The organism is Nocardia jinanensis (genome assembly GCF_014645735.1).
Taxonomy (GTDB): domain Bacteria; phylum Actinomycetota; class Actinomycetes; order Mycobacteriales; family Mycobacteriaceae; genus Nocardia; species Nocardia jinanensis.
This window is the reverse complement of sequence record NZ_BMMH01000022.1, coordinates 42,384-58,794: the sequence shown is the minus strand read 5'-3', so window position 1 is coordinate 58,794 and position 16,411 is coordinate 42,384. Positions and strand designations below refer to the sequence as shown.

15 protein-coding genes are annotated in these 16,411 nt (G+C 67.8%); 7 read left to right on the top strand and 8 right to left on the bottom strand.

All coding sequences use genetic code 11. From position 1 onward, the window contains the following. Positions 1 to 170: 170 nt before the first annotated feature. The gene (locus tag IEY68_RS30460; RefSeq protein WP_229719133.1) at positions 171 to 1,382 is read right to left on the bottom strand and encodes an MFS transporter; all 1,212 of its coding nucleotides are present in this window, start codon (positions 1,380 to 1,382) and stop codon (positions 171 to 173) included. An 80-nt stretch (positions 1,383 to 1,462) separates the two neighbouring features. On the opposite strand from IEY68_RS30460, the gene IEY68_RS30455 reads away from it, so the two are divergent. Continuing rightward, entirely contained in the window at positions 1,463 to 1,921 is a 459-nt protein-coding gene (locus tag IEY68_RS30455; protein WP_063000042.1) for a winged helix-turn-helix transcriptional regulator, read from the top strand. 109 nt (positions 1,922 to 2,030) lie between these two features. Here IEY68_RS30455 and IEY68_RS30450 read toward each other — a convergent pair whose 3' ends face one another. After that, positions 2,031 to 2,663 carry a TetR/AcrR family transcriptional regulator gene (locus IEY68_RS30450; protein ID WP_063000040.1) on the bottom strand — a complete coding sequence of 211 codons (633 nt, stop codon included), beginning with the start codon at positions 2,661 to 2,663 and terminating at the stop codon, positions 2,031 to 2,033. Positions 2,664 to 2,749: 86 nt separating this feature from the next. On the opposite strand from IEY68_RS30450, the gene IEY68_RS30445 reads away from it, so the two are divergent. Continuing rightward, complete coding sequence (locus IEY68_RS30445) at positions 2,750 to 3,568, top strand: SDR family oxidoreductase (protein WP_063000037.1); 819 nt, start codon at positions 2,750 to 2,752, stop codon at positions 3,566 to 3,568. A gap of 45 nt (positions 3,569 to 3,613) precedes the next feature. Beyond that, positions 3,614 to 4,474 carry a haloalkane dehalogenase gene (locus IEY68_RS30440; RefSeq protein ID WP_063000035.1) on the top strand — a complete coding sequence of 287 codons (861 nt, stop codon included), beginning with the start codon at positions 3,614 to 3,616 and terminating at the stop codon, positions 4,472 to 4,474. Positions 4,475 to 4,691: 217 nt separating this feature from the next. Here the strand turns inward: IEY68_RS30440 and IEY68_RS30435 are convergent, their stop codons facing one another. The 4 genes from IEY68_RS30435 to IEY68_RS30420 are packed head-to-tail and all read right to left on the bottom strand — an operon-like array spanning position 4,692 to position 10,114. Next, positions 4,692 to 5,996: an MFS transporter gene (locus IEY68_RS30435; RefSeq protein ID WP_063000032.1), complete on the bottom strand. Its 1,305-nt coding sequence runs from the start codon at positions 5,994 to 5,996 to the stop codon at positions 4,692 to 4,694. A 30-nt stretch (positions 5,997 to 6,026) separates the two neighbouring features. Next, the gene (locus IEY68_RS30430; RefSeq protein WP_063000030.1) at positions 6,027 to 7,238 is read right to left on the bottom strand and encodes a CaiB/BaiF CoA transferase family protein; all 1,212 of its coding nucleotides are present in this window, start codon (positions 7,236 to 7,238) and stop codon (positions 6,027 to 6,029) included. Between the two features lie 8 nt (positions 7,239 to 7,246). Further along, the gene (locus tag IEY68_RS30425; RefSeq protein WP_063000028.1) at positions 7,247 to 8,707 is read right to left on the bottom strand and encodes a dihydroorotase; all 1,461 of its coding nucleotides are present in this window, start codon (positions 8,705 to 8,707) and stop codon (positions 7,247 to 7,249) included. 39 nt (positions 8,708 to 8,746) lie between these two features. Then, entirely contained in the window at positions 8,747 to 10,114 is a 1,368-nt protein-coding gene (locus IEY68_RS30420) for an FAD-dependent oxidoreductase (protein WP_229719132.1), read from the bottom strand. A gap of 245 nt (positions 10,115 to 10,359) precedes the next feature. On the opposite strand from IEY68_RS30420, the gene IEY68_RS30415 reads away from it, so the two are divergent. From IEY68_RS30415 to IEY68_RS30400, 4 genes are read left to right on the top strand one after another with little or no spacing between them, the layout of a single operon-like run. Then, positions 10,360 to 11,154, top strand: a complete 795-nt coding sequence (locus tag IEY68_RS30415) for an IclR family transcriptional regulator (protein ID WP_063000024.1) — start codon at positions 10,360 to 10,362, stop codon at positions 11,152 to 11,154. Further along, positions 11,151 to 11,993, top strand: coding sequence for an HpcH/HpaI aldolase/citrate lyase family protein (locus tag IEY68_RS30410; protein WP_063000021.1), 843 nt, complete (start codon positions 11,151 to 11,153; stop codon positions 11,991 to 11,993). The genes IEY68_RS30415 and IEY68_RS30410 overlap by 4 nt, the downstream gene beginning before the upstream one ends. Continuing rightward, on the top strand, positions 11,990 to 12,829 hold the full coding sequence (locus IEY68_RS30405; RefSeq protein WP_189094569.1) for a cyclase family protein: 840 nt from the start codon (positions 11,990 to 11,992) through the stop codon (positions 12,827 to 12,829). Before IEY68_RS30410 ends, IEY68_RS30405 begins: the two co-directional genes overlap by 4 nt. Then, positions 12,826 to 14,346, top strand: a complete 1,521-nt coding sequence (locus IEY68_RS30400) for an MmgE/PrpD family protein (protein WP_229719131.1) — start codon at positions 12,826 to 12,828, stop codon at positions 14,344 to 14,346. The genes IEY68_RS30405 and IEY68_RS30400 overlap by 4 nt, the downstream gene beginning before the upstream one ends. A 172-nt stretch (positions 14,347 to 14,518) precedes the next feature. Here IEY68_RS30400 and IEY68_RS30395 read toward each other — a convergent pair whose 3' ends face one another. Together IEY68_RS30395 and IEY68_RS30390 are read right to left on the bottom strand one after the other, a co-directional pair. Beyond that, positions 14,519 to 15,262 carry a hypothetical protein gene (locus IEY68_RS30395; RefSeq protein ID WP_189094568.1) on the bottom strand — a complete coding sequence of 248 codons (744 nt, stop codon included), beginning with the start codon at positions 15,260 to 15,262 and terminating at the stop codon, positions 14,519 to 14,521. A 219-nt stretch (positions 15,263 to 15,481) separates the two neighbouring features. Next, positions 15,482 to 16,309, bottom strand: a complete 828-nt coding sequence (locus IEY68_RS30390; RefSeq protein WP_063000017.1) for an alpha/beta fold hydrolase — start codon at positions 16,307 to 16,309, stop codon at positions 15,482 to 15,484. Positions 16,310 to 16,411: the final 102 nt, after the last annotated feature.

The window sequence follows — 16,411 nt, the reverse complement described above, 5'->3', positions numbered from 1 at the left end:
GGGCTGTCCGATCGACTCGCTGGATCAGGCGGTCGCGGTCGTCAGGGCTCTACGGGTCGGCTGATCTGCGCGGCGGGCCGTGATCGACCGCCGAATCTCGACGCCACGTGAGCCGAGCGGGATCCACACGGGCCGGCCAGGTTACGGCTCGACCGGGTTTCAGCGGTCGGCTACCCGGCGGATTCACACTCCCTACGGGCGAGCGGGCCGGCTCGGTGTGCGACCGTGCCGGATCGGACGAGCGCCCATGTGGCGAAGGCGGCGAACGCATACAGTGCGCCGGTAAGGCAGGACGCCGACCATCCCCATGTCGTGTACGCCCATGTCGTAGTGATCGCTCCGAGGGCCGAGCCGAGGGAATAGAACGCCATATACGCGCCGATGACGCTGCCGGCGCGGTCCGGATGCGCGGTGGTCAGGAGATGCTGGCTGCTGACATGTACTGCCTGGACGGCGAAGTCGAGTGCGACGATACCGATGACCATCGGCCACAGTGTCGGATCCGTCCGGGCGATCAGGAGCCAGGACGCGGCCAGCAGGGCGAGCGACCATCCGCTGACCGACTGTGCGCGACCGGTATCGGCCCATCTCCCCGCCCGGGTGGCTCCGAGGGCCCCGGCCAGCCCGGCCAGACCGAAGAGCCCGATCTCGGTGGTCCCGAAAGCCCAGGGTTGCGCGCCGAGCGGTAAGGCCAGACCGCTCCAGAGGGTTCCGAAGGCGGCGAAGACGAAGAAGGTGACGGCGCCCCGGCCGAGGAACGGCCGGTCCCGTGTCAACCGCCCCATCGACGCGAGGATCTGTGCGTACCGCCTGCCGGATGTTCTGGGGTCGGGCCGGAGGCACAGCCGGACCGGCACGGCGAGTACCATGCAGGCGAGCGCGAGCAGAATGTAAACGGTGCGCCAGCCGACCGTGTCACCGAGAACGCCGGCCAGGACGCGGACGCCGAGGATACCGATCACCACCCCCGAGGTGACCGCGCCGATATTGCGGCCACGATCGTGCTGGGCGGAGATCGCCGCGACGTAGGCGACGGTGACCTGCACGACGACCGCGAACAAACCGGCGATCGCCAACCCCACGGCGGCTACGACCGCGTTCGGAGCGATGGCCGCGACCGTGGCGCCCGCGGCGGTGAGCAGTAGGTGTACGGCTATGAGTCGCCGCCGATCCAGTATGTCGCCGAGCGGCGCCAGCAGGATCAGGCCCGCGAAGTAGCCGATCTGACCGGCCGCGACAAGCCATCCGAGTGATCCCGGTGCCACCCCCAGATCGGCACCGGCGTCTTCGAGTACGGGCTGGAGCGCGTAGATCGTGGCCACTGCCACCGCGCACACCATTGCCAGGACGAGCCGCTGTGACCGCGCGACTTCCACACCCACCTCCAATTGGTAGCAATATGAAACCATTCGAGCGTATGGCAGAATGGTTTCGAATTGCAACCAACTAGAAGGGTGGACCGATGTCGCCGACACTCGGCGCCGACCCCGACTGGACCGACCCCACCTGCCCGGTGGCCCGGACGGTCGACCTCGTCGGCGATCGGTGGAGCCTGCTCATCATTCGTGACGCCATGGACGGCGCGGCATCGTTCACGGAGTTCCGGCAGCGGCTCGGGATCGCCCGCAATATCCTCACCGACCGTCTCCGCCGCCTCGTCGACCACGGAATCCTCACGACCAGTACAGCTCCCAGCGGAAAGCGGCACGTCTACGAACTGACCGCCGCGGGCAAGGACCTGTTCACCACGATCGTCGCGTTGCGGCAGTGGGGCGAGCGGCACGCGTTCGCCACCGGCGAGCCATACTCGACACTCACCGATCTCACCGGTGCCGAACTCGCCGAACTGAGCCCATGTAACCGAGCCGGCGACGAACTCCGCGCCGATACGACCCGGGTGCGAAAAGTCGGGTCCGGGTGATATCCGGCGAAGTCATGTCGCCGTTTCCGGCGCGCGAATACGACTCGGCCACCGGTCGTTCGCCCTCGCTTGTCGACCCATCATGATGGGGGGTCGCGAAGTCGGTCCGCTACGGGCGCGCCCTGTGAGACGCGGACGCACCACCCGATCTCCGCAGTGGCCGGTCCATCGAATCGATCCAACGCTCCAGGCGACGACCTTCGGTCGACATCAGCTCCGGATCGCGAAGTGTATTGGTCAGTACGGAGACGCCCTGGTAGGCGGCGATCAGCGCGACCGCCGATTCGCGGGCATCGTCGCGGCCCAGTTCGGCGAATTGCCGTTCGGCCCAGTCGATGAGGGCGCGCATCAGGGTGGCGACCGTCGCGTCCAGGCCGTCGGCCCGCTTGTCCAGCTCGGATGCGAGCGTTCCGGTGGGGCAGCCGAACCGTACCGCGGTGTCGCGTTGTTCGACCCATCCGGCGATGAGCGCCTTCAGTCGCTCGGCGGGGGTGGGTAGCGCGTCGAGGGCGTCGATCATCCCCGCCAGGCCCCGCGTGCGGGTCTCGATGGCGGCTTCGACCAGCTCGTTCTTGGTCTTGAAGTCGTAGTACACATTTCCCACGGGAACCTCGGCCGCCCGCGCGATATCCGCCAGCGTGGTCTTCTCGACCCCTTGTTCGTGCAGAACCGTGGCTGCGGCGGCGGCCGGCCGCTCGCGCTTTCCGTGGTTCCGGCGCCCCCCAAGATCTGAGTCAGTCACCTGACTGAATATAGACGAAGATCGTGGAGCCGTGCTACGGTCCGTCTCGCTACTTAGTTAGCTGACTTACTGAAATAGGAGTCTCGATGATCGTAGTCACCGGTGCCACCGGGAACGTCGGCCGCGAACTGGTCCGTGTACTCGCCGCGGCGGGCGAGGAAGTGCGTGCTGTCTCGCGCGGCGGGACACAGGACCTTCCCGCCGGTGTGCCGCACATCCGGGCCGATCTCGCCGATCCCGCAAGCCTGCGTCCCGCGTTCGAGGGCGCCGACGCGCTGCTGCTGCTCGTGGCCGGGGAGGATCCGCAGGGCATCCTCTCCGCCGCGAAGGCCGGCGGCGTCCAACGGGTCGTCCTCGTCTCCTCCCTGGGCGTCGCGACCCGTCCCGGCGCCTATCGGCACCCCGCGGATTTCGAAGCCGCGCTGCACGGCTCGGGTACGGACTGGACCGTGCTGCGCTGCGGCGGCCTGGATTCCAATGCCTTCGCTTGGGCCGAGCCGATTCGCATCGATCGGGTGGTTGCCGCTCCGTTCGGCGACGTGGGCCTGCCGATGGTCGATCCGGCGGACGTCGCCGAGGTCGCCGCCGCGGCACTGACGCTGCCCGGCCACGCCGGTGCCGTGTACGGGCTCACCGGTCCCGCCCTCACCACCCCGCGCGAGCGAGCCGCGGCCATCGGCCGCGCGATCGGTGCGCCGGTCCGTTTCCTCGAACAGACGCGTGAACAGGCACGCGAACAGATGCTCACCTTCATGCCCGAGCCGGTGGTGGACGGCACTCTCGCCATCCTCGGTGACCCGCTACCCGCCGAGCGCCGGGTGAGCCCCGACGTCGAACGAGTCCTGGGTCGCGCGCCGCGCCCTTTCGCGGACTGGGCCGCCCGTAATGCCGGCGCCTTCCGCTGATCCGACCAGGGCGTTCGCGCCCTTCGCTGAACCTCTGGAGATTCCATGCCGGTCACCCCGGTCCTCGATTCGACGATCTTCCACCACGAGCGTGGATCCGGTACTCCGATCGTCTTCCTGCACGGCAACCCCACCTCATCGCACCTGTGGCGCAATGTCGTCCCGGTGGTCGGCCGGGGCCGGTTACTCGCCCCGGACCTCATCGGCATGGGTGCGTCCGGCAAACCCGGTATCGCCTACACCTTCGACGATCACGCCCGGTATCTGGACGCCTGGTTCGACGCGCTCGGGCTCGACGGCGCAGTCCTGGTCGGCCACGACTGGGGTGGCGCACTGGCCTTCGATTTCGCGGCCCGCCACCCCGGCCGGGTCCGCGGCATCGCCTTCACCGAGACCATCGTCAAACCGATGACCTGGGAGGAGTTTCCCGAAGGTGGGCGGGAACTGTTCCGGGCCATCAAGACGGAGGGGGTGGGAGAGTCGATGATCCTCGACGACGATCTCATGATCGCCCAGGGTCTCCCCGGGACCGTCGCCGGCACCCTGGACCCCGCGGATCTGGAGGAATACCTACGGCCCTTCCCGACAAGGGAGAGCCGCCGGCCGCTGCTCCAGTGGCCACGCGCCATGCCCCTGGGTGGTGAGCCCGCCGATGTCGTGGCCCGTGTCGAGGCGTACGGAGCGTGGCTCGCGAAAAGTGACGACGTCGCGAAGTTGCTGATCGAATTCGCGCCCGGACCCGGTGTGATGATGGGCCCCGCCCTGCTCGAATGGTGCGCGGACCATATCGCCGCCCTGGAGGTCGAGCGCTACGACCTCCCGGCCGGGCACCACACACCGGAGGACCGTCCCGCCGAGATCGCCGCGGCCGTTTCCACCTGGACCGACCGCCACGGTCTGCGTTAGATCCGGTACCCGCGGATTTCGGCCGCAGCGTCGCCGCCGGGTACGGCGCTGCCGGGCTTCCGGAAGCCTCTCGCGCTGACCGGAGCACGACGCCATTGGTCGGAAGAGTTTCCGGACCAGGGCCGTCGTCGGCATCCTCGCACGCGAAACGCACCGCGTAACACCCTCATCGGGTCACGCGGTGCGTCGCAGCGATGCCGGATGACTCCGGTGGTCGCTAGCTCGTGGTGGTGAGCTCGCCTTCGGGTTCTTCCGGACGTAGCTGCGCGCCCGCCGGACGTTCCGGTTCCTTGGTGAAGAACAACATCGCCGCCGAGCCGATCAGGCACAGGACCGACATGACGATGAAGCCGCCGTCGTAGGTGCCGGTCTCGGAGACGATGAAGCCCATCACCGACGGGGCCACGATCCCGGATAGGGCGAAGCACGCGTCGGCGAAACCGGCGGCTGTACCGGGCTGGGTCGGGGCGGCGTCGATCGAGGCCACCCACCAGATCCCGCCGGTGATGAAACCGAAGCCGACGCCCGCGGAGATACAGATCAGGGCGATGGTGAGGTTGCCGGGGAAGAACAGGATCGGAGCGATCGAGGCACCGGCGAGCAATAGCGCCACACCGATGATGAGGAACCGCGACCGGATGCTCTCGGTGCGCTTGTACACGCGGTCCACCAGGATGCCGCCGGCGAGCGCGCCGACTACACCGGCCGCCCACGGCGCCACCGAGAATCCACCGACCTGCTTGATGGAGAGCCCGAATTCGTGTTCCAGGTACTGGGGGAGCCAGTACATGAAGGCCCAGAACATGAATCCCCAGGCGAAGTAGCCGAGTCCGACGAGCCACAGATTGCGGTTGCGCAGGATCTCGCCCCAGTCGACCTTCGACTCGTGGCCGCTGTCCTCGCCCTCGGCCTGGCCCGACTTGATGTAGGCCAGTTCCTTCTCCGAGACGAAGGACGCCTCGCTCGGGGAGTTCCTCAGGAACGGATATGCCACGATCACCCAGACGATTCCGGCGATCGCGAGCACATAGAACATGCCCTTCCAGCTGACCAGTTCGATCAACTGGGTGAGGATCGGCCCGCCGATCAGGAGGCTGCCGGAGACGGCGACGCCGCCGATGAGGGCGAGCGCCTTACCGCGTTCGTGCACCGGCAGCCACCGGCTGGCGATCCGCGTCGCGGCCGGGAAACAGGGCGCTTCACCGGCTCCGAGGAGAATACGTAGCAGGATGAGACCGATGAACCCGCCCGCGAACGGGGTCAGCGCGGTGGCCGCGGCCCAGATGAACATCCCCACGATGAGGACGCGACGCGAACCGTAACGGTCGACCAGCGGCCCCGATAGCAGGGCGAACAACATATAGCCGATCGAGAATGCGGAACTGATGAGGCCGTACTGGCCGGTCGTGATGCCGAACTCGTCCCGCAGATGGCTGGCTGCGAACGAGATGGCGCTGCGATCGACATAATTCACCACCACCAGGCCCAAGATGATGGCGATTGTCCACCAACGCGATTTCATTGCGAACTCCTCGGATAAAGCTGCCGCGGGTCAGATGACCCCGCGTGCCCGCAGGTCGTCGATGGCCTCGGGGCTGCGCCCGAGGTGGGTGAGGACCTTGTCGGTGTCGGCACCGGCGGGTCGTCCGGTGTGCCGGATCGCGCCGGGCGATCGGGTCATGCGCCACATCACGTTCTGCATGCGCATGGGGCCGAGCTCGCTGTCCTCGACGGTGGTGACCATGTCGGTGGCGACGACCTGCGGATCGGTGAGCAGGTCGCTCGGGCGGTAGACCGGCGCGACGGCCGCGCCGGCTTCTTCGAAAGCGCTCGTGACCTCGTCACGAGTTCGTTCGGCGATCCAGTCGCCGACGTATGTGTCGAGCAGGTCCGCGTGCTGGGCGCGAGTGCGCCCGGTCGCGAACCATGGCTCGTCGATCACCTCGGGATGTCCCACCAACTGCATCACCCGTTCGGCGATGGCCTGGGCGCTGGTGGAGATCGCGACCCAGTGGTCGTCCTTGGTGCGGTACAGGTTCCGGGGCGCGTTGTTCTGCGACCGGTTGCCGGTCCGTTCCTGGTCGATCCCGAGTTGATCGGCGTAGATCACCCCGGGGCCGACCGCGGTCATGATCGGGGTGAGCAGGTCGAGATCGACCTCCTGCCCGGTTCCGCCGTTGCGTTCGCGTTCGAACAGCGCCATCGAGATCGCCGAGGAACCGGCGACACCGGCGATGGAGTCCGCGAGCCCGAAGGCGGGCAGGGTGGGCGGCCCGTCGGGCTGACCGGTGAGGTAGGCGAACCCGCTCATCGATTCGACGAGCGTGCCGAACGCGGGACGTTTCGCGTAGGGGCCGTGCTGACCGAAACCGGTGACGCGCAGCATGATCAGCCCCGGGTTACGGTCCGACAGCTCCGCGTAGGACATACCCCAGCGTTCGAAGGTGCCCGGCCGGAAGTTCTCGATCACCACATCCGCCTCGGCGGCCAGATCCCGGAAGATCTGCTGACCGTCGGCGGTACTGAGGTTCAAGGTGACCGTCTGCTTGTTGCGGGCGACCATCTTCCACCACAGTGGAATCCCGTCCTTGTCGAGGCCGTGGCCGCGCATCCCGTCCGGTTTCTGCGGGTGCTCGATCTTGATGACCTCGGCGCCGAAATCGCCCAGGATCTGCGCGGTCAGCGGTCCGGCCAGAATGGTGGAAGCGTCCAGGACCTTGATTCCGCGCAGCGGTCCGGTCGGCTGTTTCTCGTCGTTCGACACCGGGCTCCTCAGTACGGACGCGAGATGTAGCGGCCCTCGGGCGCGCCGGTGACGACGCCGTCGGCCAGCACCCGGTTACCGCGCACGAAGGTGTCGGTGACCGCGGCGGTCAGCTCGAAGCCCTCGAACGGCGTGTACTCCTGGGTGGATTCGGATTCCGTGGCCCGTACGGTCCAGGTGCGGTTCGGGTCGACGATCGCGATATCGGCGTCGACGCCCTCCACGAGACGGCCCTTGCCGGGCAGGCCGTAGCGGTCGGCCGGGTTGGACGCGATGAGCTGGGCGATCCGGCGCAGCGACAGCCCGCGCTTACGGCCCTCGGTCACCAGGCCGGGCAGCAGGTATTCGGTACCGCCGAAACCGGACTTGGCGGCGAACACGTCGTCGCGGTCCGCGCCGAACTTCACCTCGTCCTTGCAGCAGGCGTGGTCGGAGACGACCCAGTCGATATTGCCGGCGAGCAGGTGCTCCCACAGCGCCTCGACATCCTCACGCGGGCGGATCGGTGGATTCACCTTGGCGCCCAGGCCGTTCGCGTTGTCGATATCGGTCAACAGGTGCCCGATGGTGACCTCGCGGCGGAAGTTCACATGCGGGAACGCCTCGGCCATCTTCATGGCGGCCTTCAACGCTTTGGCCGAACTCAGGTGCAGCAAGTTGATATTCGGCAGCCCGGTCTCGTCGGCGAGGAAGGACGCGATGGTCACGGCGAGGCCCTCGGAGTGCTGCGGGCGGGAGGCGCTGTAGGCGGCGAGGCCGCTGAGCTTCCCTTCCTGCTCGACGATCTTGGTGTAGGCGCTCATGATCTCGGCGGTCTCGCAGTGCAGCGATAGCGAGATGTGCTCGGCGAGCTCGGGGAATTGCTCACGGGCCTGCTGCACCCCGCGCATCACGAACTCGAAATGGGCGATGTCGTAGCGTTCGTCCTCGGGGATCATGAGGAAATCGCTCTGCGAGGTGGAACGACCGTGCAGGCCGTGGCTGCCGTAGAACATGAAGATCTTGAACGAGGTCACGCCCTGATCGGAGGCCAGGTCCGGGATCTCGCCGATATGTTCCTTGGACATCGGTGCCAGGTGGAACGCGTAGTCGATATAGCTGCGCCCGGCGGAGGCATCGAGGACCTCGGGGAAGAAATCGGCGTAGGAGCCGCCCTTGTTCAGGTAATACTGCCCGGTCCGCATATAGGTCAGCGCGGTGGTGACACCGCCCTGCGCGCTCGCGCGGGATTCGGTCTGCGTGTCCTCGGCCAGGGGGTTGTAGATGCCCCAGTGCTGATGGGCGTCCACCACACCGGGGAAGATCAGCTTGCCGGACGCGTCGACGATCTCGGCATCCGCGGACTGCAGGTTCGCGCCGATGGCCGCGATCTTGCCGTCGACGATCAGGATATCCGCGGCCTCGCCCTCCTCGGGGGCCGCGTTGTCGGTGCGCACCACGGTGCCGTTCTTGATCAGGTACGAGGTCATTTCTTCTCCTGGCGAATATCCGATATGTGAAATCTGTGGTCAGGCGGTGACCGGGCTCGTCACGTGCTCGGCGGCGAGATAGGCCAGCCCGAGCGCGGTGATGAGGCCGTTACCGGCGAGGTAGCCGCCGGCCCCGTGACCGGAGATACCGATGGCCGCGCCGCCCGAGGCGTAGAGGCCGGGAACCGGAGAACCACCGGCCAGCACTCGCGCGTGCTCGTCGACGACCAGCCCGCCCTGGGTGTGGAACAGGGCGGGGGTGACGGCGATGGCGATGTAGGGCGCGGTGACCGCGTGGCGGTCGTCGGTGCGTCCCTGCCGGTCCGGTTCGGCGCCGGTCGCGGCGCGTCCGGCGGCGGCGAGCTCGTCGTCCAGCGTCTCGGCCGGTACGCCGATCCGTTCGGCGAGCTCGGCGGCGGTCGTCGCGCGGACCAGCGATCCGCTCTCGGCGACCGTGCGGAAATCGTCGAACACCGAGCACAGCGCTTCGATGTGCTCGTCGATGACGATCCAGCCGGTACCACCGGGCTGTGCGGCGAGGATGGCCGCGAACTCCGAATAGCCGGTGGTCTCGGGTGCGAACCGGCGGCCCTCGCTGTTCACGATGACGCCGCCGTGGACGACGGTGGCCCAGCCGATGAGGGTCTGGCTGCGCGAGGAAAGCGCCGCGTGACCCTGGTAGGCGTCGAGGTAGCCGGTATCGGCGCCCAGGCCCCGGCCGATCCGCAGTGCGTCGCCCCGGCTGAACCGGCCGCCGTGGTAGTGGGCGTCGGCGATCTCCGGGATCCACCGGCGGACCAGGTCGCTGTCGGCGCCGAACCCGTTGGTCGCGAGCAGTACGGCGGGTGTGGTCAGGTGTTCGGCGTTTCCGTCCGGGGTGGCGATCTCGACCCCGCTGATCCGGCCGCCGGTGGTGTGCGCTTCCCGCAGGGTCATCGGGGCGATGAGTTCGATCCCGGGATGTGCCCGAGCGCGCTCGACGAGGTGGCGCAGCAGCCGGGAGCCGTGGCGTCCGGGGATGGTGTGGCAGCGGTCGGCGCTGTGGCCGGGATAGCGGAAATCGGTGACCAGTTCGAGGTCGAGTTCCTGGGCGTCGGCCAGCCAGGTGACCAGCCGCCCGCTCGATTCGGCCAGGGCGCGGGCCAGGCGGTGATCGGCCGTACCGCCGGTCTTGCGGTCGATATCGGCGAGGAACCGGTCCGGGCTGTCCTCGACGCCCGCGGCCCGCTGCCAGCGGGTACCGGCGGCCGGGATCATCGCGGTGCACATCGAGGTGTTGTTACCGCGCTGGAAGTACTCGTCGGCATCGACCACGAGCACGTGCGCGCCGAGCTCGGCGGCGCGCAGCGCGGCGACGAGCCCGCCACCCGCACCGGCGACGACGAGATCGAAATCCGGACCGTCCACGCTTCCTCCTATCATGTTCCGCTCAGCGGAACGCAAGAATGTGGTCCCCTGCACTATGCACGTTTGACAATCCGGGCACAAGTGCCTGTAGAAAGGATTAACGCCGCAGAAACTCGAGTATGAGCCGATCCAGCGGCCTGGACATTCGTTTCGCTTAGCGGTACAACTTTGTTCAGATGTATGACGGTCACGGCGGTAGCGTCGCTGTCGGAACAACGAAAAGACCCCGCAGAAACGGAGCAACGATGGAGTCCTCCAGTGGAGGCACCACGTCTGCCGCGCGAGCAGCGGATGTGCTGCTCGAGTTCGGCCGCCGGTCGAGCGCGCTCGGCGTCTCGGAGATCGCCCGCTCGACCGGTATGTCGAAGGCGGTCGCCCACCGCATCCTGACCACCTTCGTCGAATGCGGTCTGCTGCTGTACGAGCCCTCGACCCGCCGGTACCTGCTCGGACCGGCGGCGGCGACGTTGGGCGCACGCGCACTGGACGTGTCCCCGCTGCGGCGGATGGCCCGCGAGGCCCTGGTCGACCTACAGCGCGCCACGGGCGAGACGGCGACCGTCACCGGGCGGCTGCCCGGGGGTCGCGTCTACCTCGACCAGGTCGAGAGTACCCAGGAAATCAAGATGACCGTCGAGCTGGGTCGCCGGTTCGACCTGCACAGCGGGTCGTCGGGCCGCATCATCCTGGCCCACCTCTCCGAGGCGGAACAGGACGATCTGCTGTCGCGACCGCTGCCCCGGCTGACCTCCACCACGATCATCGACCCGGAATCGCTGCGCGAAACGCTGCGCGCGGCGCGCGAGCGCGGAGTGTGCCGGTCGACCGGCGAACGCCAAGAGGGCGCGGGGTCGATAGCCGCGCCGGTGTTCGGGGCCGACGGCGCGGTGATCGGGTCGGTCTCGGTCTGCGGACCGAGCTACCGAATGACCGAGGAAGCCTGCGACCGCTACGAGAGCGCGCTGGTAGAAGCGGCGCAGCGGGTTTCGCGCGCGCTGGGCCACCGGGCTCCGGAGGCTGTTGCGGCGGAGGCGAAATGACACCGCGCAGCTGGCTCTACGTACCCGGACATCGTGACGACCGGATCGGCAAGGCGATCGACAGCGCCGCCGACGCCGTGGTGATCGATCTGGAGGACGCGGTACCGGTCCACGCGAAGGATCGTGCGTTGACCAATGCCCTCGCGGCCCTGCGCGCTGCACCGACACAACGACGGATCTGGTTGCGGCTCAATGCCATCGGATCCGCCTGGCTGGACAACGAACTCACCGAACTGGCCGGAACGCCGGCCCCGCCCGCGGGTGTGCGGCTGCCGAAGGCCGAGACACCCGAATCCGTGGCGGCCACGACAGATCGGCTCACCTGCCAGGTGCACGCCATCATCGAATCGGCCGCGGGCCTGCTCGCGGCGCCCGCGATCGCGAAATGCCACCCGCGGGTCACCGGAATCGCACTGGGGGAAGCGGATCTGGCCGCCGATATGCGCACCGAGGGCGACGGCCTGGCATGGGCACGGGGCTGGATCGTCACCGCGGCACGCGCCGCCGGACTGACTTCACCGGTGCAGAGCGTCTGGACCGCGGTCGACGATCCGGGGGGTCTGGCGGATTCGTCGCGCACCGGCCGCACCCAGGGTTTCTTCGGGCGTTCCGTCATACATCCCAATCAGATCGGCATCGTCAACCAGGCCTATACGCCGTCGCCGGAGGAACAGAGCCGAGCCCGGCGGATCGTGGAGTGCGCGGCCGCGTCGCAGGCGGCGGGTGAATCCGCGGTTCTCGACGAGAACGGCAGATTCATCGATCCCGCGGTCGTCGCGAACGCCCGCGTGGTTCTCGACCGGGCCGAGGCCACCGCAGTACGAGGAGTGAGAGCATGACCGAACAAACCGTGACCACCGCACCCGACGCGCTGCTGCACGCGGTGACCAGCAGCGATGTCGATACCGTCGAACTCGGGCACCCGTACACGACCGGGATGCCCTGCTCACCCAACCATCCCGGGTTCCGGATGACCCTGATCCGCCGGCACGGCGATATGGTCCGCCCGGACGGTGGTTCGGCGTCCAACGAGATCATCGTGACCGGTGGGCACGTCGGTACTCATGTCGATGCCCTCTCCCATGTCAGTCACTGCGGCAAACTGCACGGCGATATCGACGCCGAGGAAGCGCAGCGGGGCGGGCGGTTCTCCGAACTGGGTGCCGAGAACATTCCCTTCATGCTGCGGCGCGGGTTGCTCCTGGACGTGCCGCGGGTGCGCGGTGTCGAAACCCTCGACGCCGGCCAGGCCGTCACCGAACAGGATCTGCGCGATGCCGCCGATGCCGCCGGCGTGACGCCGCGGCGTGGGGACGTCGTACTCATCCGCACCGGCTGGGCCCGGTATTTCGACGACGCCCAGCGTTACCTCGGGCAGCAGGACGGGGTACCGGGCGCCGACGTGAGCGCGGCGCAATGGCTCGCCGACGCCGGGATCGTGGCCGCGGGCGCGGATACGACCGCCTTCGAACATATTCCACCGGGCAAGGGGCACAGTGTCCTGCCGGTGCACCGGGTGCTGCTGGTGGAGAACGGGATCCACATCATCGAGCATCTGAATCTCGAGGATGCGAGCGCTCGCGGTCTCACCGAGTTCACCTTCGTGATGGCGCCGCTGCGCATCACCGGAGGCACCGGTTCGCCGGTTCGCCCCGTCGCGGTGGTGCCGGCGTGAGCGAGTCGGGCCCGGAGGCGGTAGCGAAGCGTGACCACGCAGGGCCCTCGCGCACGCCCGAACCACACAGCGTGAGCGGGTCGGGCTCGGAGGCGATCGCCGCCCGTCACGATTTCACCGGTACCGTTGTCGGCCGGCTCGCCGCGCTCGCGGCGAACACCCGCACCGCCGGGCTCTCCGACGAACTCCGTAAAGATGTGGCCCGGCGCGTTCTGGATGTGCTCGGTAATTCCCTTGCCGCGCGAGGACAGCCCTCGGCGCAGGCCGTCACGGCCGTGGCCCGTGGCTGGGCGGGTGCCGCCGCGGCGACCGGTTTCGGCACCGGCGAGCGTTTCCCCGCCGCCACCGCGGCGCTGGTGAACGGCACCCTCGCGCATTCGATGGATTCCGACGACACCCATCTGCCGTCGGTACTGCACCCGTCCGCCTCGGTGGTCCCCGCGGCTCTCGCGGTCGGCGAGGCCACCGGCGCGACGGGCGCAGTGGTCCTCGACGCGGCGGGTGTGGGTATCGAGATCGCGGTACGCCTCGGAATGGGCGGCTACGACGAAGAACTGGGCAACTCCGAATTCTTCGAACGTGGTCAGCACGCGACCTCCATCTGCGGTGCCGTCGGGTCGGCCGCCGCGGCCGCGATGTTGTACGGCCTCGACGCCGAGGGCATCGCCGACGCGATGGGCATCGCCGCCAGTTTCGGCGCCGGTCTGCTGGAAGCCAACCGCACCGGCGGGACGGTCAAACGGGCGCACTGCGGCTGGGCCGCGCATTCGGGCGTCACCGCCGCGGAATTCGCCCGGCACGGGCTGACCGGACCGCCCACGGTGATCGAGGGCCGCTTCGGCTTCCTGCACGCGTTCTGTGGTGACCGCGCCGATACGGCCAAGGTCGTCGATCGGCTCGGCGATCACTGGGAACTCCCGGGTATCTTCTTCAAGCCCTATCCGTGCAACCACTTCACCCACGCCGGTATCGATGCGGCCCGCGCGTTGCGCAGCGGCGGTCTCGATCCGGACCAGATCGTGGAAATCGTGCTCGGTGTGCCGAAACCGGTGTTGCGCACCATCGCCGAACCGCCCGCTGCCAAGGCGGCTCCGGAATCCGGCTACCACGCGGCCTTCTCGGGTCCGTTCACGGTGGCGCGGGCACTGCTCGGCGGTTCCGGGCTGGGTGTGGGACACGCCGATTTCACCGACGAAGCCGCCCGCGACCCACGCACGCTCGAACTGGCCGCACTCGTGGTCAGCCATGGCGACGACCGATGCGACGAGATCTACCCGCACCAGTTCCCGGCCGTGCTGCGGGTGCGGACCCGCGACGGGCAATGGCACGAGGCGCGCGTCGACCACAATCGCGGTGGCCCGGCGAACCCGCTCTCCGATGACGAACTCACCCGGAAGTTCGACCTGAACGTGGAGGGCCGGTTGTCCGAGGTGCAGGCGGCCACGGTCGCCGAGCGGGCGCTCGGACTGCCCTCGGCCCGATCACTGGACAACCTCATGTCGCTCGTCCGGGGCTGATCTGTCCCGGTCGTCCGCCCGGTCCGGTAGCGGTCGCGAACCGTCGCTCTCCGCCGGGGCCGGGGCAGCGGAAGAGCCCCGCGGAATCCAAAGCAAGATCCGCGGGGCTCTTCGGTATTCGCTTTGGCCGATACCTACCGCTGGGCGCCCTCGACCACCGCCCAGAGGAGATCTAGCGGCGTTCTTCCATCTCGTAGGGCGAGTTCACCGACCCACTCGAATCAGACCCCTGACTCGACTGCTGACTGTCGCCGAAGGATCCGGATCGTGACTGCTGACTGTCGACGCCGCCGGAATCGGACTGCCGGCCGTCCACGGACCCGGATTGTGATTGCTGACTGTCGACGCCGCCGGACTGCGGCTGCTGACTGTCGACGCTGCCCCCACCCGGGTACGAGCCGCTGTCCTGGCCGCCGGATTGTGATTGTCGGCTGTCGCCTACGCCGCCGGAGTTCGGTAGTGGGCTGCCGTCCGGGGAGCCGGATTGCGCTTGCCCGCTGTCGCCCGCACCCCACCCTGGGTACGAACTGCCGTTCTGGTCCCCGGATTCTGCTTGCCCGCTGTCGACGCTGCCGGAGTCGGATTGCGTTTGTCCGCTGTCGACGCTGCCGGGGTCGGATTGTGCTTGCCGGCCCTCGCCGATCCCCCCGCCGGGGAACGGGCCGCTGTCCTGGCCGCCTGATTGTGACTGCTGACCGCCGCCGGTGTCCGACGGGAACCCGGGCCGCGAGGTATCCTCCCCACCCGCTGGATCGTCGTCCTGGGCCAAGCGGGTGTGATCACCGATTCCCGGCCGGTAGCTCGAGTGGGTGCCGGGCTCCGCGTCCGGCGCCGCGAGGGCACTCGCCGCGGCGGGTCCGGTCACTGCCGCGGCCGCCATCGCGGCGACCATTACGGCCCGAATGCTGTTTGCCACTGTCCAACCTCCCGTGATCGTTCGGTTTGAAGCGGTACAGCGAAACGGTAGACAAACCCCGCCGAGAATGCCCGGTGTCCGGCGGGGTCGGCGTTTCAGTCGAACGGTGATCCGCTGACCTGCGCCGATGCCGAGAATTACGAATGATCGCCCCTCGGACAGCACGAAGGACCGCGTTCCCGGAAATCCCGATGGAACGCGGTCCGTGATCTGTTGCTGTCAGCGGTCGAGGAATTCCAGCAGATCGGCGTTGAACCTCTCTTTGTCGCCGGGGACCAGCGCGATCCCGTGCGAACCGCCCTCGTACACCTTCAGGGTCGAATCCTGCACGATCGCTGCGGATTTCCGCCCGGTGGCATCGATCGGGACTATCTGGTCATCGTCACCGTGCACGATCAGGGTGGGGATATCGAATTTCCGCAGATCCTCGGTGAAATCGGTGTAGGCGAACGCGTCGACGCATTTCACGCCGGCCTGGATGCTCTCCTGCATTCCCATGTGCCAGAACGCGTCGCGATTTCCCTGAGTCACCTTGTTGCCCGGTCGATTCGCGCCGAAGAATCCCTCGGAAGCGTCTTTCCAGAATTGCGAACGCTCGGTCAGGATCCCGGATTTGATCTCTTCGAAAACCTTGTCCGGCACGCCTTCCGGGTTGCTCTCGTTCTGGCTCATGAGGGGCGGGATCGCCGAGAGCAGCACCGCCGAGTGCACCCGTGCGGTGCCGTGCCGGCCGATGTATCGGGCGAGTTCACCGCCACCCATACTGTGTGCCACCAGCGTCGCGTCGTGGATATCGAGTGCGGTCAGCAGATCGTCGAGATCGTCGGCGAACGTATCGAAATCGTAACCGTTCCACGGCTGATCCGAACGCCCGTGGCCGCGCCGGTCGTGGGCGATACCACGGTAGCCGTTATCGGCCACGCATTTCATCTGATCTTCCCAGGCATCGGCGTTCAGCGGCCAGCCGTGGATGAAGACGACAGGGCGCCCGTTTCCCCAGTCCTTGTAGTAGATGTTCACTTTGTCGCGAGTCGTGCACACAGGCATGGACGTAGCCTCCTTCTGTGCGTGATCGCCGACCGGGAACAGGTCGTGACAACGAGACGCGGTCGAAATGCTACCTACGGAAAAGGACCGAATAGAGGGTGT

Bases quoted from the DNA above. Each gene is read 5' to 3' on its own strand.
- IEY68_RS30455 (WP_063000042.1), top strand. From the start codon at position 1,463: ATGTCGCCGACACTCGGCGCCGACCCCGACTGGACCGACCCCACCTGC.
- IEY68_RS30445 (WP_063000037.1), top strand. From the start codon at position 2,750: ATGATCGTAGTCACCGGTGCCACCGGGAACGTCGGCCGCGAACTGGTC.
- IEY68_RS30440 (WP_063000035.1), top strand. From the start codon at position 3,614: ATGCCGGTCACCCCGGTCCTCGATTCGACGATCTTCCACCACGAGCGT.
- IEY68_RS30435 (WP_063000032.1), bottom strand. From the start codon at position 5,996: ATGAAATCGCGTTGGTGGACAATCGCCATCATCTTGGGCCTGGTGGTG.
- IEY68_RS30425 (WP_063000028.1), bottom strand. From the start codon at position 8,707: ATGACCTCGTACCTGATCAAGAACGGCACCGTGGTGCGCACCGACAAC.
- IEY68_RS30415 (WP_063000024.1), top strand. From the start codon at position 10,360: ATGGAGTCCTCCAGTGGAGGCACCACGTCTGCCGCGCGAGCAGCGGAT.
- IEY68_RS30410 (WP_063000021.1), top strand. From the start codon at position 11,151: ATGACACCGCGCAGCTGGCTCTACGTACCCGGACATCGTGACGACCGG.
- IEY68_RS30405 (WP_189094569.1), top strand. From the start codon at position 11,990: ATGACCGAACAAACCGTGACCACCGCACCCGACGCGCTGCTGCACGCG.
- IEY68_RS30390 (WP_063000017.1), bottom strand. From the start codon at position 16,309: ATGCCTGTGTGCACGACTCGCGACAAAGTGAACATCTACTACAAGGAC.